General features: G+C 68.1%; 26 protein-coding genes. 12 read left to right on the forward strand and 14 right to left on the reverse strand.

Translation table 11 applies throughout. The annotated features are described in order from the left end of the window. From NON00_RS03645 to NON00_RS03660, 4 genes are all read left to right on the forward strand, one after another. Nucleotides 1-620 (forward strand): acyl-CoA dehydrogenase family protein (locus NON00_RS03645; RefSeq protein WP_256017725.1); only part of this gene is annotated, 620 nt, incomplete at its 5' end. A gap of 161 nt (nt 621-781) precedes the next feature. Then, nucleotides 782-1,555, forward strand: a complete 774-nt coding sequence (locus NON00_RS03650; RefSeq protein WP_256017726.1) for an SDR family NAD(P)-dependent oxidoreductase — start codon at nt 782-784, stop codon at nt 1,553-1,555. 86 nt (nt 1,556-1,641) lie between these two features. After that, on the forward strand, nt 1,642-3,000 hold the full coding sequence (locus NON00_RS03655) for an SDR family oxidoreductase (RefSeq protein ID WP_256017727.1): 1,359 nt from the start codon (nt 1,642-1,644) through the stop codon (nt 2,998-3,000). After that, complete coding sequence (locus NON00_RS03660; RefSeq protein WP_256017728.1) at nt 2,997-3,761, forward strand: carboxymuconolactone decarboxylase family protein; 765 nt, start codon at nt 2,997-2,999, stop codon at nt 3,759-3,761. The genes NON00_RS03655 and NON00_RS03660 overlap by 4 nt, the downstream gene beginning before the upstream one ends. A gap of 18 nt (nt 3,762-3,779) precedes the next feature. On the opposite strand, the gene NON00_RS03665 is transcribed toward NON00_RS03660, so the two are convergent. From NON00_RS03665 to NON00_RS03675, 3 genes are all read right to left on the reverse strand, one after another. Continuing rightward, nucleotides 3,780-4,772 carry a tripartite tricarboxylate transporter substrate binding protein gene (locus NON00_RS03665; protein WP_256017729.1) on the reverse strand — a complete coding sequence of 331 codons (993 nt, stop codon included), beginning with the start codon at nt 4,770-4,772 and terminating at the stop codon, nt 3,780-3,782. A 180-nt stretch (nt 4,773-4,952) separates the two neighbouring features. Further along, nucleotides 4,953-5,243, reverse strand: coding sequence for a hypothetical protein (locus tag NON00_RS03670; protein ID WP_256017730.1), 291 nt, complete (start codon nt 5,241-5,243; stop codon nt 4,953-4,955). Beyond that, entirely contained in the window at nt 5,243-6,310 is a 1,068-nt protein-coding gene (locus NON00_RS03675) for an LLM class flavin-dependent oxidoreductase (protein WP_256017731.1), read from the reverse strand. The genes NON00_RS03670 and NON00_RS03675 overlap by 1 nt, the downstream gene beginning before the upstream one ends. A 109-nt stretch (nt 6,311-6,419) precedes the next feature. Between NON00_RS03675 and NON00_RS03680 the strand changes: the two genes are divergently transcribed. Next, nucleotides 6,420-7,370, forward strand: coding sequence for a LysR family transcriptional regulator (locus NON00_RS03680; RefSeq protein ID WP_256017732.1), 951 nt, complete (start codon nt 6,420-6,422; stop codon nt 7,368-7,370). Nucleotides 7,371-7,382: 12 nt separating this feature from the next. Then, entirely contained in the window at nt 7,383-7,562 is a 180-nt protein-coding gene (locus NON00_RS03685; RefSeq protein ID WP_256017733.1) for a hypothetical protein, read from the forward strand. A 10-nt stretch (nt 7,563-7,572) separates the two neighbouring features. Here the strand turns inward: NON00_RS03685 and NON00_RS03690 are convergent, their stop codons facing one another. Both NON00_RS03690 and NON00_RS03695 read right to left on the reverse strand, forming a co-directional pair. Next, a complete protein-coding gene (locus NON00_RS03690; RefSeq protein WP_256017734.1) occupies nt 7,573-8,454 on the reverse strand; it encodes an SMP-30/gluconolactonase/LRE family protein in 882 nt (293 codons plus the stop codon). Nucleotides 8,455-8,460: 6 nt separating this feature from the next. Continuing rightward, the gene (locus NON00_RS03695) at nt 8,461-9,435 is read right to left on the reverse strand and encodes a tripartite tricarboxylate transporter substrate binding protein (protein WP_256017735.1); all 975 of its coding nucleotides are present in this window, start codon (nt 9,433-9,435) and stop codon (nt 8,461-8,463) included. Between the two features lie 296 nt (nt 9,436-9,731). Between NON00_RS03695 and NON00_RS03700 the strand changes: the two genes are divergently transcribed. Then, nucleotides 9,732-10,679, forward strand: a complete 948-nt coding sequence (locus NON00_RS03700; protein WP_256017736.1) for a 4-hydroxy-tetrahydrodipicolinate synthase — start codon at nt 9,732-9,734, stop codon at nt 10,677-10,679. A gap of 25 nt (nt 10,680-10,704) precedes the next feature. Here the strand turns inward: NON00_RS03700 and NON00_RS03705 are convergent, their stop codons facing one another. From NON00_RS03705 to NON00_RS03715, 3 genes are all read right to left on the reverse strand, one after another. After that, nucleotides 10,705-11,346, reverse strand: coding sequence for a TetR/AcrR family transcriptional regulator (locus NON00_RS03705; RefSeq protein ID WP_256017737.1), 642 nt, complete (start codon nt 11,344-11,346; stop codon nt 10,705-10,707). 223 nt (nt 11,347-11,569) lie between these two features. Further along, nucleotides 11,570-12,619 (reverse strand): biotin/lipoate A/B protein ligase family protein, encoded by a 1,050-nt coding sequence (locus NON00_RS03710; protein WP_256017738.1) that lies wholly within the window; start codon nt 12,617-12,619, stop codon nt 11,570-11,572. Nucleotides 12,620-12,721: 102 nt separating this feature from the next. Then, nucleotides 12,722-13,096, reverse strand: a complete 375-nt coding sequence (locus NON00_RS03715) for a nuclear transport factor 2 family protein (protein WP_256017739.1) — start codon at nt 13,094-13,096, stop codon at nt 12,722-12,724. A 241-nt stretch (nt 13,097-13,337) separates the two neighbouring features. On the opposite strand from NON00_RS03715, the gene NON00_RS03720 reads away from it, so the two are divergent. From NON00_RS03720 to NON00_RS03740, 5 genes are all read left to right on the forward strand, one after another. Next, nucleotides 13,338-14,048: a GntR family transcriptional regulator gene (locus NON00_RS03720; protein WP_256017740.1), complete on the forward strand. Its 711-nt coding sequence runs from the start codon at nt 13,338-13,340 to the stop codon at nt 14,046-14,048. A 103-nt stretch (nt 14,049-14,151) separates the two neighbouring features. Continuing rightward, nucleotides 14,152-15,123, forward strand: a complete 972-nt coding sequence (locus NON00_RS03725) for a tripartite tricarboxylate transporter substrate-binding protein (protein WP_256017741.1) — start codon at nt 14,152-14,154, stop codon at nt 15,121-15,123. Between the two features lie 94 nt (nt 15,124-15,217). Beyond that, a complete protein-coding gene (locus NON00_RS03730; RefSeq protein WP_256017742.1) occupies nt 15,218-16,279 on the forward strand; it encodes an Ldh family oxidoreductase in 1,062 nt (353 codons plus the stop codon). 44 nt (nt 16,280-16,323) lie between these two features. Further along, nucleotides 16,324-17,226, forward strand: coding sequence for a VOC family protein (locus tag NON00_RS03735; protein ID WP_256017743.1), 903 nt, complete (start codon nt 16,324-16,326; stop codon nt 17,224-17,226). Between the two features lie 22 nt (nt 17,227-17,248). Then, the gene (locus tag NON00_RS03740) at nt 17,249-18,121 is read left to right on the forward strand and encodes an alpha/beta hydrolase (RefSeq protein ID WP_256017744.1); all 873 of its coding nucleotides are present in this window, start codon (nt 17,249-17,251) and stop codon (nt 18,119-18,121) included. A 23-nt stretch (nt 18,122-18,144) separates the two neighbouring features. On the opposite strand, the gene NON00_RS03745 is transcribed toward NON00_RS03740, so the two are convergent. The 6 genes from NON00_RS03745 to NON00_RS03770 are packed head-to-tail and all read right to left on the reverse strand — an operon-like array spanning nt 18,145 to nt 23,343. Continuing rightward, nucleotides 18,145-19,068 (reverse strand): allantoinase PuuE, encoded by a 924-nt coding sequence (locus tag NON00_RS03745; protein ID WP_256017745.1) that lies wholly within the window; start codon nt 19,066-19,068, stop codon nt 18,145-18,147. 11 nt (nt 19,069-19,079) lie between these two features. After that, entirely contained in the window at nt 19,080-19,556 is a 477-nt protein-coding gene (locus NON00_RS03750; protein ID WP_256017746.1) for an ureidoglycolate lyase, read from the reverse strand. Next, entirely contained in the window at nt 19,553-20,371 is an 819-nt protein-coding gene (locus NON00_RS03755; protein WP_256017747.1) for an ABC transporter permease, read from the reverse strand. Before NON00_RS03755 ends, NON00_RS03750 begins: the two co-directional genes overlap by 4 nt. Beyond that, entirely contained in the window at nt 20,364-21,194 is an 831-nt protein-coding gene (locus NON00_RS03760) for an ABC transporter permease (RefSeq protein WP_256017748.1), read from the reverse strand. The genes NON00_RS03755 and NON00_RS03760 overlap by 8 nt, the downstream gene beginning before the upstream one ends. Continuing rightward, nucleotides 21,191-22,219 carry an extracellular solute-binding protein gene (locus NON00_RS03765; protein WP_256017749.1) on the reverse strand — a complete coding sequence of 343 codons (1,029 nt, stop codon included), beginning with the start codon at nt 22,217-22,219 and terminating at the stop codon, nt 21,191-21,193. Before NON00_RS03765 ends, NON00_RS03760 begins: the two co-directional genes overlap by 4 nt. Continuing rightward, nucleotides 22,216-23,343, reverse strand: coding sequence for an ABC transporter ATP-binding protein (locus NON00_RS03770; RefSeq protein WP_256017750.1), 1,128 nt, complete (start codon nt 23,341-23,343; stop codon nt 22,216-22,218). Before NON00_RS03770 ends, NON00_RS03765 begins: the two co-directional genes overlap by 4 nt. Nucleotides 23,344-23,418 lie beyond the last annotated feature (75 nt).

Raw genomic sequence — 23,418 nt, forward strand, 5'->3', positions numbered from 1 at the left:
GCATGGCAGGCCGCGCGCCCCTGGCCGGCGGGGCGGACTGGGTGCTGGTGCCGCTCCGCGAGGGGGGCGCCGCGCTGGTGGCGGCCACGGCGGCGCGGCCGCGCCCGGCGGTGACGCTGGATGTCTCCGTCCCGGAGGAGGAGCTGGAACTGGAGGGCGTGGCGCCCGCGCTGCTGCTCTCCCCCCCGGCCTGGGCGGCGCTGGAGGAGGAGGCCCTGCCGCTGCGGGCCGCCCTCATCCTGGGCGCGGCGGAACGCTGCCTGGAGCTGGCGGCGGCGCACATCGCCCATCGCCGCCAGTTCGGCAAGCCGCTGGTGGCCTATCAGGCGGTGCGCCACCTGATGGCGCGGCACAAGCTGGGGCTGGAGGGCATCCGCGGCGCCATCACCCGTGCCGGCTGGGAGGGGGCGGGGCTGCTGCCGCGCCAGGCTGCCTTCCTCGCCGCCGCCACGCATGGGCCGCTGATCGCCGAGGGCGCCATCCAGCTCTTCGGCGGCATGGGCTTCACCACGGAGGTGCCGCTGCACCGCTATTTGCGGCGCATCCGCGCGCTGGAGGCGCAGGGCCAGGTGGCCCGCCTGCGTGAGGCCGTGGCCACGGCCTTCATCGCGGCGGCCTGAGAGCCCCTGAAAACCCTTTCTGAAGGCGGGTGCAGGGGACCCTGTCCCCTGCCCAAGGAAAAGAAAGGGGGGCAAGGGGGCAAAGCCCCCTCAAGGCCCCCCACGGCCATGGCGCCCCGCAAGACAAGACCCGCACGACAAGACCGGAGGAAATGACAGGCATGGCGATCGAGGAAGGGCCGGGGGCCGGCATGCTGGCCGGGCGTGTGGCGCTGATCACGGGGGCCGGGCATGGCATTGGCCGCGCCACGGCGCGCCACATGGCCGCCATGGGGGCGACCGTCGGCATCAACGACCTGAAGCCGGAATTCGTCGCTGAGGCGGTGGCCGAGATCGAGGCGGCGGGGGGCCGGGCGCTGCCCGTGGTGCAGAACATCGCCTCGCGCGAGGGGATGCGCGCCGCCGTGCTCGGCCTCGCGGAGGCCGCCGGGCGCTTTGACATCCTCGTCAACAACGCCGCCTGGGTGCGTTACCAGGCCGTGGCCGACATCCAGCCGGAGACGGTGGACCGGATGCTGGAGGTCGGCTTCAAATCCGTCATCTGGGGCATCCAGGCGGCGGCGGAGGTGATGCGCGAGGGCGGCTCCATCATCAACATCGCCTCGACGGCGGGGCTGCGCTCCACCCCCTCCAGCATCGTCTATAGCGGCATCAAGGCGGCGGTGATGGGCATCACCCGCGCGGCGGCGGTGGATCTTGGCGGGCGCGGCATCCGCGTCAACGCCATCGCTCCCTCCGCCGTGCCGACGGAGGGCACGGCGAAGCACCGGACGGAGGAGAAGGACCAGAAGCGCATCGCCCGCACCCCGCTTGGCCGTCTCGGCACGGTGGAGGATATCGCCAGGGCCATCGGCTTCCTGGCCTCTGATCAGGCGGGTTTTGTCACGGGGCAGGTGCTGGCGGTGGATGGCGGCATCACCACCAGCATCCTGTGAGCCCCGTGGCGAGCGGCCCGGAGACGGCCCCGGCCCCGGCCCCGGCCCCGGCTTCGGCCTCGGCCTCGGCTTTGGCCCCTGCGCCGGTGCGGTGCGGGCGCATCGTGCTGGTGACGGGGGCCGCCGCCGGCATTGGCTGGGCCACGGCGCGGGCCTTCGCCGCGCTGGGGGACCGCGTGGTGCTGGCCGATATCGACGGCCCGCGCGCCGGGGCGCGCGCCGCCGCGCTGGGCGCGGGGCATGAGGCCGTGGCGGTGGACATGGCCGATGCGGCGCAGGTGCGCGCACTGGTCGCCGGCATCGCCGCGCGGCATGGCCGGCTGGATGTGCTGGTGAGCAATGCCGGCCGCATCGAGGGTGGCACCGGCCTCGCGGAGCAGGCGCCGGAGGCCTTCCGCGCTTTGCTGGCCCTCAATCTCGGCGGCGCTGCCGTGGTCTCGGGCGAGGCGGCGGCGCTGATGCGGCGGCAGGGCGGCGGGGCGATCATCCATGTCGCCTCCGGTGCCGCGCTGCGCGCCATTCCGCTGCGCAATGGCTATAGCGCCTCCAAGGCCGGGGTGGTGGCGCTGGCACGCGACCAGGGCTGTGCCTGGGCGCGCCATGGCATCCGCGTCAACGCCGTCGCCCCCGGCTATACGCGCACCGAACTGGTGGAGGCGCTGATCGCCTCCGGCCGGGTGGACCCGGAGAAGGTGGCGCGCCGCATCCCCCTTGGCCGCATGGGGCAGCCGGAGGAGATCGCCGCGGCCATCCTGCACCTGGCTTCCCCCGACGCCGCCTATATGGCCGGGGCGCTGCTGGTGGCGGATGGCGGCTCCAACGCCTTTGGCGGCAGCGAGGACGCCAATCTGCCGCGCGGCGCCCTGCCGGTGGTGGTGGCGCCCGGGCCGCCGGTCATCGCCGTGGGGGAGGGGCGGGTGGCCGAGGCCCTGGCCACCCGGCTGGTGGCGCGCGGCGCCCGCGTGGTGCCGGCGGCGGCGCTGCAACGGCAGCCCCGGCTGGACGGGCTGTTCTGCACCGATGCGGTGCCGGAGCGGCCTGGCCATCTGGAGCGTGTCTTTCTCCAGGCCCAGGCGGCGGGGCGCGTGATGCTGCGCCAGGGCCATGGCGCGATCGTCACCCTCACCGGCATCGCCGGGCAGGCCGCGCTGGGTGGCGCGGAGGGGCCAGGGCCGGAGGCGGCGGCCGTTGCCATGCTGGCGCGCAGCATGGCCTGCGAGTGGGGCGGCAGCGGGGTGCGCGTCAATGCGCTGGCCGCCGGGCTGGTGGAGGGCGATGACCCCGCCCTGCTGCCCCGCGTGCCGCTGCGCCGCATGGCCCGGCCCGGCGAGATCGCGGCCGTGGCGGATTTCCTGCTGTCGCCGGCGGCGGGCTTTATCAGTGGCGCCGTCGTGCCGGTGGATGGCGGCCTGGGCGCCTATGGCGGACTGGACCCCGACGCATGACCGACACCGCGCTGACCCCCGCGCAGGAGGCGATGAAGGCCGAATATATCCGTGCCCGTGGCTATTGGCGGCCCTGGACGGAAGGGCTGTTGCGCCTCAGCCCGAATTTCCTCACCGCCTATGCGCGCTATGCCGGGCACCCGGCGGCGCAGGGCCCGCTTTCCCCGGCGATGTGCGAGCTGGTCTATGTGGCGCTGGATGGCTCGGCCACGCATCTCTTCGAGAGCGGGCTGCGGCTGCATGTCGCCCTGGCGCTGGAGCGCGGCGCGACGCCGTTGCAGGTGGTGGAGACGCTGCACCTCGCCACGGCGCAGGGGCTGGATGGGCTGGCCATGGGCGTCACCCTGCTGGCCGAGGAGCTGGCGGCGGCGGGCCAGGCCCCGCCCCCGGTGCCGCCCGATGCGCTGCGGCAGGCGCTGAAGGCGCGCTACCTCGCCCTGTTTGGCGACTGGCCGGCCTTCTGCGACGCCCTGCTGGGGCTGGACCCGGAATTCTTCGCCGTGATGCTCGACCTCCTCGCCTGCCGCGAGGCGGGGGAGGGGCTGGATGACAAGGCGCGCTGCCTGCTCTCCCTGGCGCTCTCCGCCTGCTTCACCGCGCTGGACCGAGAGGCCACGCGGCGGCAGATCCGCCGCGCGCTGGGCCTCGGCGCGAGTGCCGCGGAAATTCTGCAGGTGCTCCAGATGACGGCGCATCTGGGCGTCCATGCCTGCGCCGCCGGGGTGCCGGCGCTGATGGAGGCGATGGCGGCGCGGGGCTGACCCCGCGCCGTTCTCCTGTCAGTCGAGGCGGATGTTCAGGGCGCGGATCAGCTGGCCCCAGGCGGCGTGTTCGCTGCGGTTCATCGCCGTGAAGCGCTCGACATCCAGGGTTTCGACCGTGGCGCCCTGCTGCTCGGCGCGGGCGAGCAGGGTGGGGTCGGCGGCGCCGCGCAGCGCGGCCTCGTGCAGCCGCGCCAGCACCGCGGGCGGCAGCCCCGCCGGGGCGTAGAGGCCATACCAGTAGGGCATGCCGAGTTCCGGGAAGCCCTGCTCGGCGAAGGTGGGCAGATTGGGCAGCACGGCGATGCGGTTCGGCCCGGCAATGCCCAGCGGGCGCAGCCGCCCCTCCTGCACCAGCGGCAGATAGGCGCCGACGCCATCGAAGACGAAATCGACATCGTCGCGCAGCAGGGCCTGCTGCATGCCGCTGCTGTTGGTATAGCTGATGTCGCTGACATCCAGCCCGGCCTGGGCGCGGAACTGCTCGGCCGACAGATGCGTGCCATTGCCATGCCCGGCGCTGCCGAAACGGAAGCGGCCCGGTGCGGCGCGGATGCGCGCCACGAGATCCTGCACGCCGGTATAGCCGCGCGCGGCATGGGTATAGAGCACGATGCGCCCGCGCATCAGCAGGGTGATCGGCTGGAACTGCTCGAAGCTGTAGCGGATGTTGCGGAACAGGTGGGGATTGGCGGCGAAGACGGTGGAGCCGCCGAAGAGCAGCGTATAGCCATCGGGCTTCGCATTGGCCACGGCCTCCGCGCCGATCATGCTGGAGCCGCCATTGCGGTTCTCCACCACCACGGGCTGTCCGAGCGCCGCCCCCATGCCCTGTGCCAGCAGGCGGCCGACCGTATCCGGTTCGCTGCCAGGGCCATAGGGCATGACCAGCCGCAGCGGGCGGCCGGGGAAGCTCTCTGCCCTGGCTGTCGTGGTTGTGGTCAGCGCGGCCAGGGTGGCGGCGAAGCCACGCCGGCCCAAGCCCGGCGCGGCGATGTGCGATGTCGTCATGCGTGTTCCTCTCCCGCCTGCCGCCCCTCTGCATGGGGGCGGTTCTCATTGGCTGTCTGAAAAGGCCGGGGCCTGTGGGGGTGAGGGGGTTGCCCCCTCAAACTCCCCCCATTCTTTCCTTTGGGCAGGGGAGGGGGCCCCCGCCTTTCCCAAGGGGAGGCGCCAGGCTTTCAGGCAGTCTCAGCCGATTTCGATATGGGCGCGCACCGCGCCCGTGGGGTCGGTCCAACCCTTGCGGCCGGCATAGCCGAGCATGGCGCCGAACCCCTCTTCCCAGTCCGGCAGGCCGGCCTGTGGTGCGAGGCGGCGCAGGGCCTGGGGCGAGACCCAGGCATGCTGCCCCTCCACCCGCGCGAGACCGGCCAGGGCACTCTCCAGCGGCGCGCCGGGGGCCGCCAGGATGCCGAAGCGCCGGAAATCCCCCGGCTCCTCCAGCACCACCATGCCGTCCGCGCCGATCCGGATCCGCATCAGGCCGCCGCCTGCGCGGCGCTCACGCCCAGTTCGCGCCGGATCGCGGGAATGATGCGGCTGCCCCACAGCTCGATCTGCCTCAACATGGTCTTCTGGTCGAAATCACCGACCTGGGTCTGGATGGCCACATGCTTCGGCCTGAGGATGCGGATTTCCTCGACGAGCCGTTCGACCACGTAATCCACGCTGCCCACGGGAAGGTTGGCGCGGATCTGATCCAGCGACGGTTCATTGAGGCCCGGCTCCTCCTGCACCAGGAAGCCGTCATCGGAGCGGGCGCGGCGCAGCTTCAGCCCTTCCGAGACGCGGCGCTGATAGCGGGCATTCTCGACATAGCTCATGATCTCCGCCTCATTGTCGCTGGCATAGGCGCAGCGCAGCAGGCCCACCTTGGTGTCGTCGATATCGCGGCCCTCGCCAGCGGCCACCTTCACCAGGCCATCACGAAGCTGTTGCAGCTTGTCGGTGCCGTTCAGCAGCGCGGTGACGAAGAGGTTGTGACCCTCACGGATGGCACGCGCCTGCGTCTCGGGATTGCCGGTGGCCAGCCAGATCGGCGGCATGGGACTCTGCCGGGTGCGGATGCTGATGGAGGTTTCCGGCATCCGCAGATGTCTGCCGCCATACTGGAAGCTCTTCTCCCGCATGCCGAGCTGGAGGATATCGAGGAACTCGTTGAAGATTTCCGGGGCTTCCTCGATCTTCACGCCGAAGCGGTCGAACTCGAATTTCTGGTAGCCCGAGCCAACACCGAATTCCAGGCGGCCATTGGAGACGGAATCGGCAAAGCCGGCCTCCGCCAGGAGCCGCGCAGGATGATACATCGGCAGGACACAGACGGCGCTGCCCAGGCGGATGCGCTTTGTCTGCGCTGCCATATGCGCCACCATCATCAGCGGCGAAGGGCAGAGGCCATAATTGGAGAAGTGATGCTCGGCATACCATGCGGTGTTGAAGCCGGCCTGATCCGCGGCGACTGTCTGCTCCACCGCGTTGCGGATCACCTGATCAGAGGTCTGGTGGTAGCCGCGCTGCGACATCAGGATGAAGATGCCGAATTCCATATCCCGGTTTCCTTCCCTTGGTTGGAGAAGGCTAGGTGCTGGCCTCGCGCGGCGACCATAGGATATGATCGATCAGGACCTGATCGGATTTTGAAAAGGTGATCTGGTGATGAGTCGCCTGCAGGCGATGGAGTTGTTTGTTGCTGCGGTGCGGGAAGGGAGTTTCTCCGCCGCCGGACGGAGAGCTGGCCTGTCGCCGGCTTCCGTGGCACGGCATGTCTCGATGCTGGAGTCCGATCTGGGTGTGCAGCTGCTCAATCGCACCAGCCGAAGCCTTTCCCTGACGGAAGCGGGGCAGATCTATCTCACCCGCGTCGAGGCGATCCTCCGCGAGATCCAGGATACCGACGACGCCGTCCGTGCTTTGCAAAGCACGCCGCGAGGCTTGCTGCGCGTGCATTCGCGCATGATGTTCGGCATGCGGGTTGTCTCACCGCTGATTCCGGCCTTCCAGGCGCGTTATCCGGATCTGCGGGTCGAACTGCGCCTGTCCGAACAGGCGGCGCAGCTGCCGGAGCAGGAATTCGATGTGGATTTGCGCATCGGTCCTTCTCCCGATTCAGGCCTGAAGCAGCGGCTCCTGCTGCGCAGCGAACGGATCCTGGTTGCCAGCTCTCGTTACCTCGCGGCAGGGCCTGCCATCTCTGCTCCGCGCGATCTGGTACGGCATCGTTGCCTGACCTACTGGATCGATCCAGAAGCGGTTGTATGGCGCTTCAGGAAGGAAGAATCTTGTGAGGAGATTTCCATCTCCGATGGGTTCAGCAGCAATAGCGGTGAGGTTCTGCGCCAGCTTGCCATTGCCGGTCACGGAATCGCTCTGCTCGATGACTACACGGTCGAGCATGACCGTGCGGCCGGTCGCCTGGTGCGCCTTCTGCCTGAATGGCGGGTCAGCAATACGGTGCATTTTGGCTCCGGAATCTATGCGGTCTTTCATCCGGCGAAGATGCTGCCAGCCAAGACGCGGGCTTTCCTGGATTTCATGGCTGAGTTCCTTCCTGGACTGATATTTCAGAGTGAGATATCAGCGCTGACCGATCGGTCAGGAGAGGAATAGCCTGCGGCTGAATTGTCACGCATTTATGCGGCAACGATCGCCACGATCCAGGATGCCGCGCTCTGGAATGATCTGGCCTATGAGGGTGGCATGATCGAAACCAACACGACCGGGCAATTCGCGGGCCTTCTTGTCGAGGAAACCGTATCCTGTGAGGCGTTGATCCGGCGAATGGGCTCGCGGCTCGAATAGGAGAAGGAGATCACCCGGCAAAGCGTGGCTCGGCAATCCCTGTCACGCCGAGACCTTCAATGGCAAAAAGCCACCCTGCTTCTTTTTCCACTGCCCGCAGCCGGTGACTGGCGGAAATCGACGTAACGAAAAGGATATCGAGTCCTGGACCACCAAACGCAACGCTGGTGGGATGGGTGACTGGCATGTCGATCAGCCGCAGCAACTGCCCTTCCGGCGAAAAGCGCGCGATCTGACCGCTGCGAACCAATGCGGTCCACAGGCATCCTTCCGAATCGATCGTGGCACCATCAGGCGCTGTGCCCATGGCTCTGAAGTCGACGAAGAGACGCTGATTCGACGGTGTGCCCGTCGTAAGATCATAATCAAAGGCCCAAATCACCTGCCGCGTGCTGTCCGCGCAGTACAGGGTTGTTCCTTCCGGACTGAAGCAGGGGCCGTTGGTGGTGGCCAGGTCTCCGACGATGCATGTGACTGCCGTATCAGGATCAAGCCGGTATAATCCACCGATAACGCGCTCTGTGGGTTCCCGATTGCCGTGCATGGTGCCTGACAGGAAACGCCCTCGGCGGTCAACCTTGCCATCATTCAAACGGATATCGGGGTGGGAGATATCCAGCTCAACGATTGGGGTAACCTTCTGACTTATGAGATCGCAGCGGCTGAAGCCCGTTCGTAGGGCCAGGATGATATCGCCCTTGCTGGACAGGGCGCAGGACCCAACAGGTGCAGGAACCACGAAGTCCTGCCGGAATCCGCTGGACCATTCCAGCCTGTGTAGAGTGCCTTCCAGGGAATCGAGCCATAACAGTGTCTGTTCCGCTGCATCCCAAACAGGACTCTCGCCCAGGCGATCCTTCGTGTCGGAGACGCGCGTAATCGAGAGAGACATGCGTTCTTATCCTAGCCTGAGGCCAATGCTGCGAATCAAGCTTCCCCATTTTTCCCTTTCCATGGCGATCATCCGGGCAAAGGAATCCGGATCGTTGCCGATGAGTTCGGCGCCTTGCGCAAAGAACTGCGATGCCAGATCAGGGCTTTTCTGGGCCTCGTGAATCGCCGAGGCCAGCCTGTTGGCAAGGATACGGGGTATGTTGGCAGGCGCGAACATGCCATACCAATAAGGCATTGCGATATCGGGGAAGCCTGTGTCGCGGAAGTTTGGAGTACCCTGAAGGTAGGGGACAGGCTTCTCACCGGTGACACCCAGGCAGCGCAATTCTCCACCCTTGATCAGTTCCGGATATGCCGCGACGCCATCAAAGGCAAAAGCGATATCGCCCCTGATCATCATCTGCTGGGCGTCGGTGGTGCCTCGGAAGGAAACATCGGTGAGCTTGATGCCTGTGGCCTGCCTGAGCAATTCACCGCAGAGATGGCCTATCGCGCCTGGGTTGGCGCCGTAAGGGACGGGGTGTGGCTGTGCTCTCACCCAGGCGACCAGCTCGGCCACCGAGCGCACGGGTAGGCGGGGGTTACAGTAAAGTGCCATCTGGGCGCGCAGCAGCAGGGAAATCGGCGTGAACTGCTCCAGTGGCGCGCGCTGGATCTCGTAGAGATGCGGCAGGACCGAGAAGGTCGTCGAGGAGGTCAGGAGGATGGTGTAGCCATCTGGCCGGGATTGCGCCACATGGCCGGCGGCGATCACGGTATTGGCCCCCGGCCTGTTATCAACCACCACAGGGCTGCCGAGGTTTTTCTCCATCGCGCTCGCCAGACGGCGCGCGAGGATGTCGGGCTCGGAACCGGCGGCGAAAGCAACCACGATCCGGATCGGGCGGCTTGGGAAATCCTGGGCCTGCGCGGTGGAAGCCAGGCTGAGGCCAGCCATGCCCGTGAGCAGGCGCCGGCGCGGGACGCTGCATGCTGTCATGATGTGTTCCTCCAGAGGCATGGAGCGCTCTGCGTCGCTTCCGTGATGGTCTTGAAGATTGCTGCTGACTGACCGGACGGTCAAGGCAGAAGAGCGGAATCCGCAATAACCCCCGGAATGGCTGTTATCTGGCCGGCCGGGCCATGTGCCAGCAGGCCCAGGTGCCCGGCCTGATCGAGCCACTGAAGCAATGCAAAAAACGGGCAGGTATTTTCAAATGAACGATTGAATTATCATTGCCATCCCGCCCGGCGCAGGGATAGCCTCCGGCCAGCCTGAAAGCTGGAGCATTCAACATGGCCAAGATGCGCATCGAGGGGTCCTTCGTCGCCCTCATCACGCCTTTCAACGCCGATGGCACGGTCGATTTCGGCGCATTCCGCACGCTGCTCGACTGGCATGAGAAGTCTGGCACCTCCGCCGTGCTGATCATGGGCTCCACGGGCGAGGTCAGCATGCTGACGCCCGAGGAGCGGCGTGAGATCGTCGAGAAGACGGCGGCGATGAAGACGGGCCGGATGAAGCTCTTTTACGGGTGCACCGGCACCAGCACGGCGGCGAGCATCGCCTATCTGAAGCACGCCAAGGCCGCCGGGGCGGATGGCGCCATCCTGGCCGCGCCCGCCTATATCTGCGCGCCGGAAGCCGATATCGAAGAATTCTTCGCCGAATGCGCTGATGCCGTCGAACTTCCCATCGGCATCTACAACAATCCGCCGCGCGTGAAGACGGATCTGCACTGGGACAACCTGCTGCGGCTGCTGAAGCACCCGAACATCGTCGTGCTGAAGGAAAGCACCACGCGTGTCGGCCAGGTGGCGCAGGTCTGCGCCGCGCAGCCGGATGCCTCGATCATGTGCTGCGACAGCCCCAATCTCGGCCTCGTCGTGCCCACCATGTCGCTCGGCGGCCATGGCACCGCCAACATGACGGGCAATATCGACCCCGCCGGCATTGCGCGCCTGTCCACCCCCTGGACGACGCCGGAGCAGTCGGTGGTGTTCCGGGAGACCTATCTGCGGCTGCTGCCGCTGCTGCACTTCACCTATTCGGCGATCAACCCCGTGGCGGTGAAGTCGCTGATGAAGGCGGTGGGGCTGCCGGCCGGCGATCTGCGTCGGCCGCTGAAGGGTCTGCCGCCGGAGCATCTGGCGCGCGGCCTCGCCGTGGTGCGCAAGCTGGGCCTGGACCGGCAATATGGCTGGACCCTGCCGGGCGAGGGCGTGCCGCTGGCCGCCGAGTAACTCTGCCTCCGCCAGCCCGGTGCCTTCAGCGCGGGGCTGGCGGCGCGCGGAAGCCCGCTGCGATGAAGGTGACGAGCTGCCGCACCACGGCATCGTCATCCGCCCCCGCCACCTGCGGGGAAATACTGGCGAGCCGGTTCGTGCCGCGATCCAGGTCGGCCAGGATCTGCATCATGGCGCCGCGTGCGAAATCGTAGCGCCAGACGATGTCCTCGTGTGCCAGCCAGGGCGCCGCGCCCTGCAAGGCTGCGAGGAAACGCAGATGCACGGGGTCGAACTGCGCCGCCAGCACGCTGTTGGTGCTGCCCCGTGGCAGGGCGCGGGCCTGTAACAACAGCCGCACGATGGCGCGGCCATCCTGCCGGTCGCGGCTGAGGCGCACCATCGGGCGGATCAGGGCCTCGGCCAGGGCTTCCAGCGTTGGCCCGCCCGGCCCCGCCACGGCCTCGCAATGTTCGAGTGCGGCCAGTCGCGCGGCATTGATCTCGCCCAGGAAATGCTCCAGCACGGCGCGGATCAGGTCGTCCTTCGAGCGGAAATGATAGTTCACCGCGGCGATGTTGGCACCGGCGCGCTCGGTGATCTCCTTCACCGAGGCGCCGTCGAAGCCGCGCTCGGCGAAGGCCTCCAGTGCGGCGGTCAGGATGCGCGCGGCGGTCTCCGGCATGCCGGCCGCCCGGGTGCCGCCTTTTGTCCGTGCCTTCACGGGCATGCGGCGCTCCTCGGGGTGGCCATCCGCCGGGGCGGGCAGGGCTTCAGGGTTGCGGGTGGAACGGGCAATCCATCAGGCTCCAGGGCACAAATGGTCATTTCAAACACCATTGCGCGCCTGATGCCTGGAGGGAAGGGGCCTGTGCCGTCGGGCCTTGTTGTTCCGGTCCCCGCGCTTTTCAGGGAATGTGGCGCAGCCATTCCGGCGACATGAATTTCTCCGCCGCGATTTTTTCCGCCGCCGCATATTCCTCCGGGGTGATGGCGCCGGCACTGCCGCCGTGCAGGGAGACGAAGGTCTCCCGCATATGGCGGATGATCGCCTCACGCGGCAGGCCGGTCTGGCTGCGCAGGGGGTCAACGCGCTTGACAGCGCTGGTGGTGCCCTTGTCGCTGAGCTTTTCGCGGCCGATGCGCAGCACCTTGACCATTTTCTCCGCGTCCATGTCATAGGCCATGGTGACGTGGTGCAGGACGGTGCCGGCGGAGAAACGCTTCTGCGCCGCGCCGCCGATCTTGCCCTTGGAACTGGAGATGTCGTTCAGCGGCTTGTAGAAGGCATCGATGCCGAGCGAGATCAGGGCCTGCAACACCCAGGCGTCGAGAAAAGCGTAGGAATCGGCGAAGTTCATGTCGCGCACGAGTTCGCCCGGCGCGTAGAGCGAATAGGTGACGGTGCTGCCGGGCTCGACCAGCATGGCGCCGCCGCCGGTGACGCGGCGGACCGTCTCGATGCCATGTGCCGCCGCGGCCTCCAGGTCCACCTCGTTGCGCAGCGACTGGAAGGCACCGATGATGATGGCAGGGCGTTCCCATTCCCAGAAGCGCAGGGTAGGGCCGCGGCGGCCGGCGGCGACCTCGCGGGCGAGGACTTCGTCCAGCGCCAGATGCATGGCCGGGGAGACGGGCGGCGCCTCGATGATCTGCCAGTCATAGTCACGCCAGGAGCCGCTCTGGCCGAGGGCGCGGCGGACGGCGACGGCGACGGCCTCGGCGCTGAAGCCGATCAGCGCGGCGTCCGGGCGCAGCCCAGCCCTCACGGCCGCGGCGATTTCCTCGAAACTGGCCGTGGCGGGCAGGCCCTCGACGGCGGCGCGGATATCGTCCAGCGCCTCGGCGGGTTCCAGGAAGAAGTCGCCGGCAATCTGCACGGCCGTGATGCGGCCTTCGCTGAGTTCGAGATCGACGACGACGAGCTTGCCGCCCTGTACCTTGTATTCGCCATGCATGTGCGGGCCGACCTGTCTGTCCGGTGCTGTCTGGAGAGCGGCAATACCACTGTGGTGGCGGCGCTGGCCAGATGGGGCGGTCAGACGGGGCGGCCCCGCGGCTCAGGCCGCCTTCGTCGAATGCCAGGCCATGAGGCGCGGGGCGGGGGCCTCGCGGTAGATGGCGGTATAGGCCAGGCGCATCTCCAGCGGCCCGGTGGCGCGGAGCAGGCCGACGCGGGCCAGCCCATGGACGAAGGCGAAGCCCCCCTCGCGCCGCAGTCCGCGCGAGAGGGCCTCATAGTGGCTGTAGCGGCGCTCCCCCGAGGCAAGCTTGCGCAGGAACTCGGCCTTGTCCTCGCTTTCGCCGTTGGAGTGAACGTAGCGCAGATCCTCGGCGATCAGGGCATTCAGTGTGGGCATGTCGGCGCCGATCGTGGCCTGGAAGCGTCGGTCCTCCAGTTCGAGGATGAGGGACTCGGTGACTGCCCCGTTCATCGGGCGCTCTCCCTGGGATCGTTGATGGTGCCAGGGCGACGATATGGGGCAGGGTGTGGGCCGTCTATCGAAATTTTTAAGATATTCGAAACTTGGTCTGGAAGGCGCCTGAGCTTGCCGTGGCGCCTGCTCGGGCCTCAAAAGGATGGGCGCGCCAGCTCTCTTTAAAAAACTTTCGAAACTCTGTTGCGTTTCGAAAAATAACCAGGAAACTGGGGGGGGAGCAGAAGGAGGCGCCGAGGTGGCCGCAGCATCGTCCCGCCGCAAGGTGACATCCAGCGCCGCGCTGGTGAGCCATGACGTGCAGTCGCGCCTGAAGGGCGACATCCTCGACGGCCGCTTCCCGCCCGGCAGCAAGCTCGGCACCGCACTGCTGCAGGAGACCTACGAGGCCAGCGTCGGCACGCTGCGCGAGGCGCTGTCGCATCTGCGCTCGGAGGGGCTGGTGGAGATGGAGGCGGGGCGGGGCTTCCGCGTCGCGCCTGTCTCGGCCGAGGATCTGCGCGATGTCTCCGCGCTCTACATCGAGTTCGAGGAACGCGCGGCGGTGGATTCCGTGCGCCATGGCGGCGACGCCTGGGAGACCGATGTGCTCACCAGCTTCCACCGCCTGGCCCGCATCGAGGCGCTGCCGCGCGAGGAGCGCATCCAGCGTAGCAGCGAATGGCTGCTCTGCCATCGTGCCTTTCATGACGCGCTGGTGTCCGGCTGCCGCTCGCGCTGGCTGCTGCGGCTGCGCGCGCCGCTTTATGATCACATGGAACGCTATCGCCTGCTCTCGCAGAAGCACCGGCCGCTCAGCATGCACAAGCGGCGGGAGCATGAACTGATCCGTGAGGCCGCGCTGTCACGGCGCGCGGAGGAGGTGGGCGAATTGCTGCGCCAGCATCTGGAGGAAACGACGCAGACCGTTCTGCGCCACGCGCCGCAATTCATGCCCGGCGCGGGCTGAGGCTCCGCCCGCCGCCGCCACGCAGGGGTGGGGGCGGGCGGCATCCGTGATGACGAGGCGGAAGCGGGCCGTAGAGTCCGCCGCCGGAAGGGGACGACCAGGAATGAACAGACGCAATCTGCTCGCCGCGGCGATGGCCGCCGGCGGGTCATGGGCGAGCCTTGCCTCGGCCCAGGAGGCGCCCGGCCACGCCATCACCCTGATGCATGGCTTCGCGCCGGGCGGCCCGGCGGATGCCATCGCGCGGCTGGTGGCGCTGCCGATGGGCAAGGCGCTGGGGCAGGTCGTGGTGGTGGAGCCGCGCCCCGGCGCGGGCGGAAATATCGCCGCCGCCGCCCTGTCGCGCGCGGTGCCGGATGGCTCGGTGATCGGGCTTGTCACCGGTGGGCATGCTGTCACCGCCGCCTTTGGCCGCAACCAGAATTATGATCCGCTGGATGGGTTTGAGGCGGTGTCGCAGGTGGCGCGCTATGCCTTTGTGCTGGCGGTGCGGGCGGATCATCCGGCGCTGGATCTGAAGGCCGCGCTGCGCATGGCGGCCAGCGCGCCGCGTGGCTGGCAGTTCGGCTCGGCTGGTAGCGGAACAACGCAGCATCTGGCAGGCGAGTTGCTGAATGCCATGTCCGGCCTGCAGATGATGCATGTGCCCTATCGTGGTGATGCAGCCAGTATCACCGGCGTGCTGGGCGGGGAAATTCCCTTGGCCATCACCGCCGCCAATGTCGCGATTCCGCTGGTGCAGGGCGGGCAGATCCGGCTGCTCGCGACGACGGGCCCGGTGCGTTCGGCGCGGCTGCCGGAGGTGCCGACGGTCGCCGAGGTGGCACTGCCTGGCTATGACGCATCGAGCTGGGCGGGGTTGCTGGCGCCGCGCGGGACGCAGCCGGCGGTGGTGGCGCGGCTGAATGCGGCGGCGGCGGCGGCGCTGCACGACAAGGCCGTGCAGACGCGGCTGGCGGATCTGCTCGATGGTGAGGCGGTGCCTGGTACGCCGGCGGCGCTGCGGGCGCTGATGGCGCAGGAGATCACGCGCTGGCGCGAACTCATCCAGGCTCGCCGGATCGTGCTGGAATAGCGCCCCATGCAGCAGCTTCGTCTGAAGGAGAGTGTGGAATCATGATGACAGGAACAGGGTTCTTCCCGTCTGTTCTGCCCATGGCGGTGCGGCCGTGAGCGGTGTGCTGCGGATGGAGCCGATGGCGCTGGAGGCGCTGGTGGCCGGGATCTTCCGCCATGCCGGCGTGGCTGAGGGCGATGCGCTCTTCTGGGCGCGCAGCCTTGTCACGGCCAATCTGCGCGGGGTGGACAGCCATGGTGTCCTGCGCGTGCCGCGCTACCTGGAATGGCTGGCCTCGGGCGAGATCAAGGCGCGGCCGGAGATGCGCCTGCTGCGCGAGAGTGGCGCGATCGCCCTGCTGGATGCGGACCGCGCCCCAGGCCCGGTTGGCATGGCGCGGGCGATGGAGATCGCCATCGCCCGCGCGCGGGAGGTGCATGTCGGCTGGTGCGTGGCGCGCGATATCACCCATGCCGGCGCGGTGGGGCAATATGTGCTGCAGGCAGCGGAAGCCGGCATGGTGGGGCTGGTGATGACAGCCTCCGGGCCGCTGATGGCCTATCACGGCAGCCAGGGGCCGGTGGTCTCGACCAACCCCATCGCCATCGGCATCCCGGCGCGCGACCGCCCGCCGCTGGTGCTCGACATGGCGACGGCGACGGTGGCGCTGGGCAAGATCCAGCAGGCGCGGCAGTCCGGCCGCCCGGTACCGGAGGGCTGGGGGGTGGATGCGCAGGGCCTGCCCACCACCGATGCTGCCGCCATTGCCACGCTGCTGCCGATGGCGGGCGCCAAGGGCTCCGGCCTGTCGCTGATGATCGAGTGTCTGGCGAGCCTTGTGGCGGGGAATCCGGTGCTGGCGCCGGCGCTGTCGGGACGGAAGGGCACGCGGATGAATGGCACGGCCGTGGCGCTTGACGTCACCGCCTTTGGCGAACCCGGTGCTTTCGCGGCGGAAGTGGATGCACTGGCTGAGGTCGTTCTGGCGCAACCGCCCGCACCCGGCGTGGAGCGGCTGCTGCTGCCTGGGGAACGCGGTGATGTCGTGCGCGTCCTGCGCCAGGAGGAAGGCATTCCGCTGCCTGCCGCAGTCTGGAAGCAACTGGCTGCTGCTGCTGCCGCCGCCGGGCTTGCCATGCCGGAACCGCTGCCTGGGCAGGGTGTGTTATCCTGACGACGAGAATTTAAATCCAGAACCAAAATCCGGGAGAGAAAATCATGACGCATCTCGTCCATGCCATCGGGCATCTGAAACTCAACGTGACCGATCCGGACGCCGTGATCGCGGAAGCCACGGATATTCTCGGCCTGCATGTGACGCGCCGCGAGGTGGGGCAGACCTGGCTCAGCTCAAATGGGCGTGCCGTTGAACTGGTGCTGCTACACGCGGCGGAGAATGCCGCGCATACGGTCGGCCTTGAGGCGCTGACCGTCGATGCGGTCCGCGCGGCGGAGGCGCGCGTGGCCGCCGCCGGTTGCCGCATCCTCTCGACGGAACCGAGTCTTGAAGGCGTCGCCGCTGGAGTCACATTCGCCACGCCTGAAGGCCTACGCTTCGAAATTCATACGCCCATCCGCGATGAACTCTATGGCCGCCGCCATGCCAGCACGGGTGTTGGGCCCAACCGGATGGACCACATCAATGTCATGTCGCCCGACCCGGTGGCCACGCGGCGGCAGCTTGAGGCCATTGGCGGGCTGAAGCTGTCGGAGCGGCTGGTGGATGACAGCCTGAGCTGGATGTATGGCGGCAACCGCCAGCATCACATCCTGGGGTTGGTGAAGGGCGTGGTCGGTCTGCACCACTATTCCTTCGAGTTCCTCGAATTCAACCAGTATCTGCGCCTGGGTGACACGCTGGACCGCTTCGGCAAGCAGATGGTCTGGGGCCCTGGCCGTCATCGCCCTGGCGATAACACCTATGCCTACTACACGGATTCCAGCGGTGCGATGATCGAATGCGCGAGTGCCATGGCCGTCATCGCCGATGACGAGGCCTTCACGCCGAATGTCATCACCCAGCTCGAGAGGCCAGGCAATGTGCGCGTCATGAATGTCTGGGGCACGCCGGCGCCGCTGGAATGGCGGACGCACCACTTCCCCTTTGCCACCATTTCCTGAGCCTGAGAAAGGAGCAAGATCGATGCAGGAAAAACTGACCTTCCTTTCGGATGGCCTGAAGATTTCGGCCGTGCTGCATGTCCCGGACAGCCGAAAGCCAGGGCAGAAGCTGCCCGCCTTCATCGTGCTGCATGGTTTCGTGGGATCCAAGGACGAATCCCATGCCGAGATCCAGGCACAGATGATGGAGGAGTTCGGCTATGTCGCGCTGCGCTTCGACTTCCGCTGCTGTGGGGAGAGCGAGGGCGAGCGTGCACAGGTGCGCTGTTTCGACCAGGTGGCCGATGCCAAGAACGCGATGACCTTCCTCGCCCAGCGCGAGGAGGTCGATCCGGCGCGGATTGGTGTTGTGGGCCACAGCTTCGGCGCGGCGGTCGCGGTCTATGCCGCCGGGGTGGACCAGCGCTTCGCCTGCGTCATTTCCTCCTGTGGATGGGGCGATGGAGAGCGCAAATTCCGTGGCCAGCACCCGACGCCCGAAGCCTGGGCCCGTTTCACCGGGCTTTTGGAGGAAGGGCGCCGGCACAAGCAGGAGACAGGGCAGAGCAAATGGATTTCGCGATTCGATGCCGTGCCGATTCCCGAGGCGCTGCGCAAAAATCTTTCCCCGAAGGCGATCCTGGAAATTCCGGTGGAAACCGCGCTCAGCATGTACAATTTCCGGGCGGAGGATGTGGTGGCCGATATCGCGCCCCGGCCGATCCTGTTTTTCCACACCGCCAATGACGGCATCACGCCGACCGAACAATCCATCCGGCTCTTCGAGAAGGCGGCGCAGCCGGCGGAGTTGATGCTGGTGACGGGAACCTCGCACTTCCCCCTGTCGCGGGACGATGCGCCGCGCACCAAGGCCCTGATCAAGGGATGGCTGGACAAGTTTTTCCCAGTGCCCTGAGGATGCGGCGTGGTGCCCCTCGCTTACTCGTTCAGCCCGCAGCCTGGGTAGGGATGCTCCTTCATCCAGTGCTGCGCGATGTCCAGGCGCCGCGTCACCCAGACCCCCGCATGCTTCTGGATATGGTCCAGCAGACGGGCCAGGCCGGCAGCCCGTGCGGGGTGGCCGATCAGCCGCATATGCAGGCCGATGGACATCATCTTCGGCGTGCGGGCGCCTTCGGCATAGAGCATGTCAAAGGCATCGCGGATGAAGGAAAACCATTGGTCTGAGGTGCCAATGGCACCGGCATATTTCCCATCATTGTTGGTGAGGGAATAAGGGATGACGAGGTGCGGCCTGCCCTCCACCGTTACCCACCAGGGCAGTTCATCGGCGTAGGAATCGCTGTCATAGAGGAAGCCACCTTCCTCGGCGACGAGGCGGCGCGTGTTCACACTGGGCCCATAGCGGCAATACCAGCCGAGCGGGCGGTTGCCGATGGTGCGGCGGAGCGACTCCACGGCGAGGCGGATATGTTCGCGCTCCTGCTCCTCGCTCAGCTCGAAATGCTTCACCCAGCGCCAGCCGTGGCAGCAGACATCGAAGCCACTGTCACGGATGGCGGCGGCGGCCTCCGGGTTGCGCTCCAGCGCCAGGGCGCAGCCGAAGACCGTCATCGGCAGGCCACGTTCCTGGAACAGCCGCATCAGCCGCCAGAAGCCAACGCGGCTGCCATATTCGAACATGCTTTCGGCGGCGAGGTCGCGTCCGCGTGGAATATGGGCCAGGCCCGGCGCCTCGGTGAGGCCATGCTCGCTATAGCCCTCGCCATCCTGTACCGAGGGTTCCGAGCCTTCCTCGTAGTTCATGACGAAATTGACGGCAAGGCGTGCCCCGCCCGGCCAGCGCGGATCGGGCGGATTGGCACCGTAGCCGATGAAATCGCGCGTCACGGTATAGCGCATGCGCGGACTCCTCAGCCGGGATCGAGCAGGAAGGGCGTCACGGAAAAGAATTCCTCATCCGTTGCCGTGCCATCGCGCCACATCATGATGGCGAAGCGGGCCGGTGTATCGAAGACCGTCAGCGGATGGTGCCAGACATTGGTGCCGTAGGTGACACCCTGGCCGGGGCCGGCGATGAAGGCCTGCGCCCGCGCCATGTCTGGCCCGCCGGTTTCCGCATGCGGTGCCACCAGCACCAGCCAGCGCGCGGCGCCGAGCGGCACGAAACTCTGCGAGGAAAATTCATGCCGCTCCATCTGCTGCACGCGCAGCGGCCCGGGCGGGTGTGGCTCCTTCATCGCCAGGGAGAGGCTGGGCCATGCGCCCGGCCGCAGCGTGGCGAGGCCGCGTTCGTAGTAGAGGCGGCCAGGCTCCGCCGGGACCTCCAGGACCTCGCCATAGGGCGCGAAAGCCTCGGCCGTCAGCGGGCGGGCGTGCAGCATTGTCATCCAGCCATCCTTCGGACCAGCCCCACGGCGCGGTCCATCACCAGCAACAGCAGGAAGGCCACCGCCACCAGCACGCCCGAGGCGGCGGCGACGCGGACATCCAGCGCGGTTTCCATCATCCCCCAGAGGCGGATGGGCAGCATGTCGGTCTCGGCCGAGGAGAGGAAGAGCGAGACCGGCACATTGTCGAGCGAGGAAATAAAGGCCAGGAAGGCCCCCGAGGCGAGGCCCGGCAGGATGAGCGGCAGCACCACGCGGCGGAAGCCGCGCCAGGGCGAGGCTCCGAGGATGGCGCTGCTCTCCAGAAGGGCGGGGTCCAGGCCGGCGGCGGAGGCGCCCACCGTGCGCAGCGCGAAGGGCGTGGCGATCATCGCATGGCCGGCCACCAGCAGCGCGAAGGAAGGCGGCTGGCGCAGCCAGGAGAAGAACATTAGCGCCGCGAGGCCGAAGGCGATGCCAGGCAGCACCAGCGGTGCCAGGAAGGCGCCTTCCGCGAAGCGCGCCCAGGCAGCGCGGGAGCGCGCGATGGCCAGCGCCGCGCCCGTGGCCAGGGCGGTGGAGAGCAGCGCCGTGCAGGCGGCGACCAGTAGCGAATTGCCCGCGGCCTTGTGGATCTGCGCCGAACGCAGCGGATCGAAAAGTTCCGCATACCAGCGCAGCGTCAGCCCCGGCGGCGGAAAGCGCAGCGCCTGGGAGGTGGTGAAGGAGGTGAGCAGCACGATCAGCACCGGCCCCACGAGGACGAGCAGGGCCAGCAAGGCCAGGGCCAGGAGGAGCAGCGCCAGCGCGCGGTCGGAGGCGCCGAACCTATGCATGCGCCGCTCTCCGCCCGAGCAGGGAGAGCGCCGCGGCGACCGTCAGCACCGAGCCCATCAGCGTCAGCGCCAGCGCCGCGGCCAGGGGCCAGTTGAACACCACCATGGCCTGCTGCCAGACCAGCATCGGCAGATAGGCCAGCCGTCCACCGCCGATGACGGATTGCGAGATGAAGGCGGTGGAGGCACTGGCGAAGACCAGCGTGCAGCCGGCCAGCAGCCCCGGCATGGCCATGGGCAGCACCACCCGCCGCAGCGTGCGCGCGAGCGAGGCGCCGAGCGCGGCCGAGGCATCGAGCAGGGCCGGGTCGATCCGCCCCAGCGCGGAGATCAGCGGCAGCAGCATCAGCGGCATCTCGATCTGCGTCAGCGCCAGGATCAGGCCATGTTCCGTCTGCAGCAGCGGGATGGGGGCGCTGATGGCGCCCGTGGCCAGCAGAGCGCCGTTGATGACGCCCTCCCGCCCCAGGATGACGATCCAGGCGAAGGTCCGCACCACCACGGAGGTGAGCAGCGGCAGCACGGCGGCGATGAGGATGAGGCGCTTCACCACCGGCCCCGCCACCAGATGCAGCAGCGCCAGCGGCACCGCCAGCAGCAGCGTGGCGAGCACCGCCAGGGCGCCGAGGCGCAGCGTGTTCAGCAGTGCCTGGCGGTGGAAGGCATCGCCCAGCACATCGGCCCAGGCGGCGGGGCTGAAGGCGGTGAGGTTTTCATCCGTGGCGAAGGAGGTCGCCGCCAGCAGCAGCAGCGGCGCCAGGAAAAAGGCGGCCTGCGCCAGGGCGAGCGGCAGCGCCAGCCGCCACGCGCCCTGTTCGCTCACTTCGCCATCTCGCGGTTGAAGCGGTCGATCCAGCGCGGGCGCTGCGGGTTGATCTTCGTCCAGTCATGCGTGACGAAATTCTTCAGGTCGTCGATGGACTTCATCGGCACATCGGCGCCCGGCGTCACGCCGGTGTTGACTGGCACGAAGAAATAAGGCGCCTGGGAGAGGGCAGCCTGCACCGGCGTGCTGATCATGGTGTCGATATACTGGTAGGCGGCCTCGATGTTCCGGCTGCCTTTCGCGATGTGCATGGTGGTGCCGAAGGCTGCCGCGCCCGTCTCTGGCACAGCGAATTCGATGTCCACACCACGCGACTTCAGCAGCGTCACCGTGTAGGTGTTGGTGTACATGATGTCGATCTGCCCCTGCTGGAACAGGCCCGGCATCGCCGCGGGCTGTGCCACGGCCGGCACCAGCGGCAGGATTTTTCTCAGTTCGGTGAAGAGGGGTTCCATATCCTCCGCCGAGCCGCCGACGGTCTTGGCCATCTCGATCAGGGAGATGGTGCCGAAGGTGGTGCCGAAGCCGGTGAGGCCGAGATGCTTCGCGAAATCGGGCTTGAACAGGTCGCGCCAGCCGGCGGGCCTGGCCACCTTCTTCGGGTTATAGGCGATGCCCACCACCTGCGCCGCAACACCCGCCCCGGCCTCATCCGCATAGCCGGCCGGCAGCCTGTCGCGGTTGCTCAGGCGCGTGGGGTCGAAGGGCTCGAACAGCTTCAGCTCGATGCCGCTGACGCGCGGGCCGGGGTCCAGCACGAAGACATCGAAGGGCGCCACGCCGCGCGCGGCGCGGGCCTTGGCGATCTGGTCCACGGCGAAGAGCGGCTCGAAGGCCACCTCCACGCCATGCGCCTGCTTCAGCGCCGGCGCGAGCACGCCGCGCAGGGCTTCGTCCCAGCCGCCGGGATAGACGGCGGCGGTCATGCTGCCGGCGGCCTCTGCCGGGCGGAAGGGCAGGGCGGCGGCACCCAGCGAGCCGAGGGCGGCACCCATCAGGCGGCGGCGCGTGAAGGCGGTCATGCTTCGTCTCCGGCAGGGAAGAGGGCAGGGCGGGCGGTGGGCAGCAGCGCGACGCGCACGGGGCCGGGCGGCGGCGGGGCGCCCTGGCGCGCGGCGTGCAGCTTCATCTCGGTGGCGCCGGCCTCGACATCATGCACCAGCGCCGGGCCGATCGGCAGGGAGAGGCGCAGCCGCGCCGGCCAGCTCTCCGGGGTTTCCATGGCGGCGTCGCACAGCACCAGATGCTCGGGCCGGGCACAGACCAGGACGCGTTCCCCCACTGCGAAGCCGCGCGCGCCGGGCAGCAGGATGCTGGCGCCGACATCGAGCCGGATGCGGTATTCCGCGCCCTGCCGCGCCTCCACCCGGCCATGCAGCCGGTTGCTGGTGCCGACGAAGCCGGCGACGAAGGGGCTGGCCGGCGCGTCATACACCGTGGCGGGGGCGGCGACCTGCTCCACCCGGCCGCTGCGCATCACCGCCATGCGGTCGGCCATGCTCATCGCCTCGTCCTGGTCATGGGTGACGAGCACGGTGGTGACGCCGAAGCGCCGCTGGATGCGCTTGATCTCCATCTGCAGGTCCAGCCGCAGCGCGCGGTCCAGCGCGGCGAAGGGCTCGTCCAGCAGCAGGATGGCGGGTTCGATGGCGAGGGCGCGCGCCAGGGCCACGCGCTGCTGCTGCCCGCCCGAGAGGGCGGCGGGGCGGCGCTGCGCATAGGCTTCCATCCGCACGGCGGCCAGCGCTGCCTCGACGCGGCGCTGGATCTCGGCGCGCGGGCGGCGGCGCGCCTCCAGCCCATAGGCGACATTTTCCGCCGCCGTCATATGCGGGAAGAGCGCGTAGGACTGGAAGACGATGCCGACACCGCGCCGCCCGGGCGGCAGATGCTGCACCGGGGCGCCATCCACCAGCACCTGCCCCGCCTCCGGCCGGATGAAGCCGGCGACCGTGCGCAGCAGCGTCGTCTTGCCGCAGCCGGAGGGGCCGAGCAGCGCGAGGATTTCCCCGGGCTCGACCGAGAGCGTGACATTCTCGACGGCGATGGACTGGCCATAGCGCACGCGGATGCCATCCATGTCCAGGCGGTGCCCGGAAGGCGGCGGCGCGGCGGCATGGGAGGCGGGGGCCGGCTGTGTCAGCATTTCTTCCGGTGCAGCAAACACCGTGCCAGGGGGTGCGTGACACTGGCGTGGCCCTTGCGTGGCATGATGGGAAGG

It is taken from the genome of Roseomonas sp. GC11 (assembly GCF_024437745.1).
Lineage (GTDB): Bacteria > Pseudomonadota > Alphaproteobacteria > Acetobacterales > Acetobacteraceae > Pseudoroseomonas.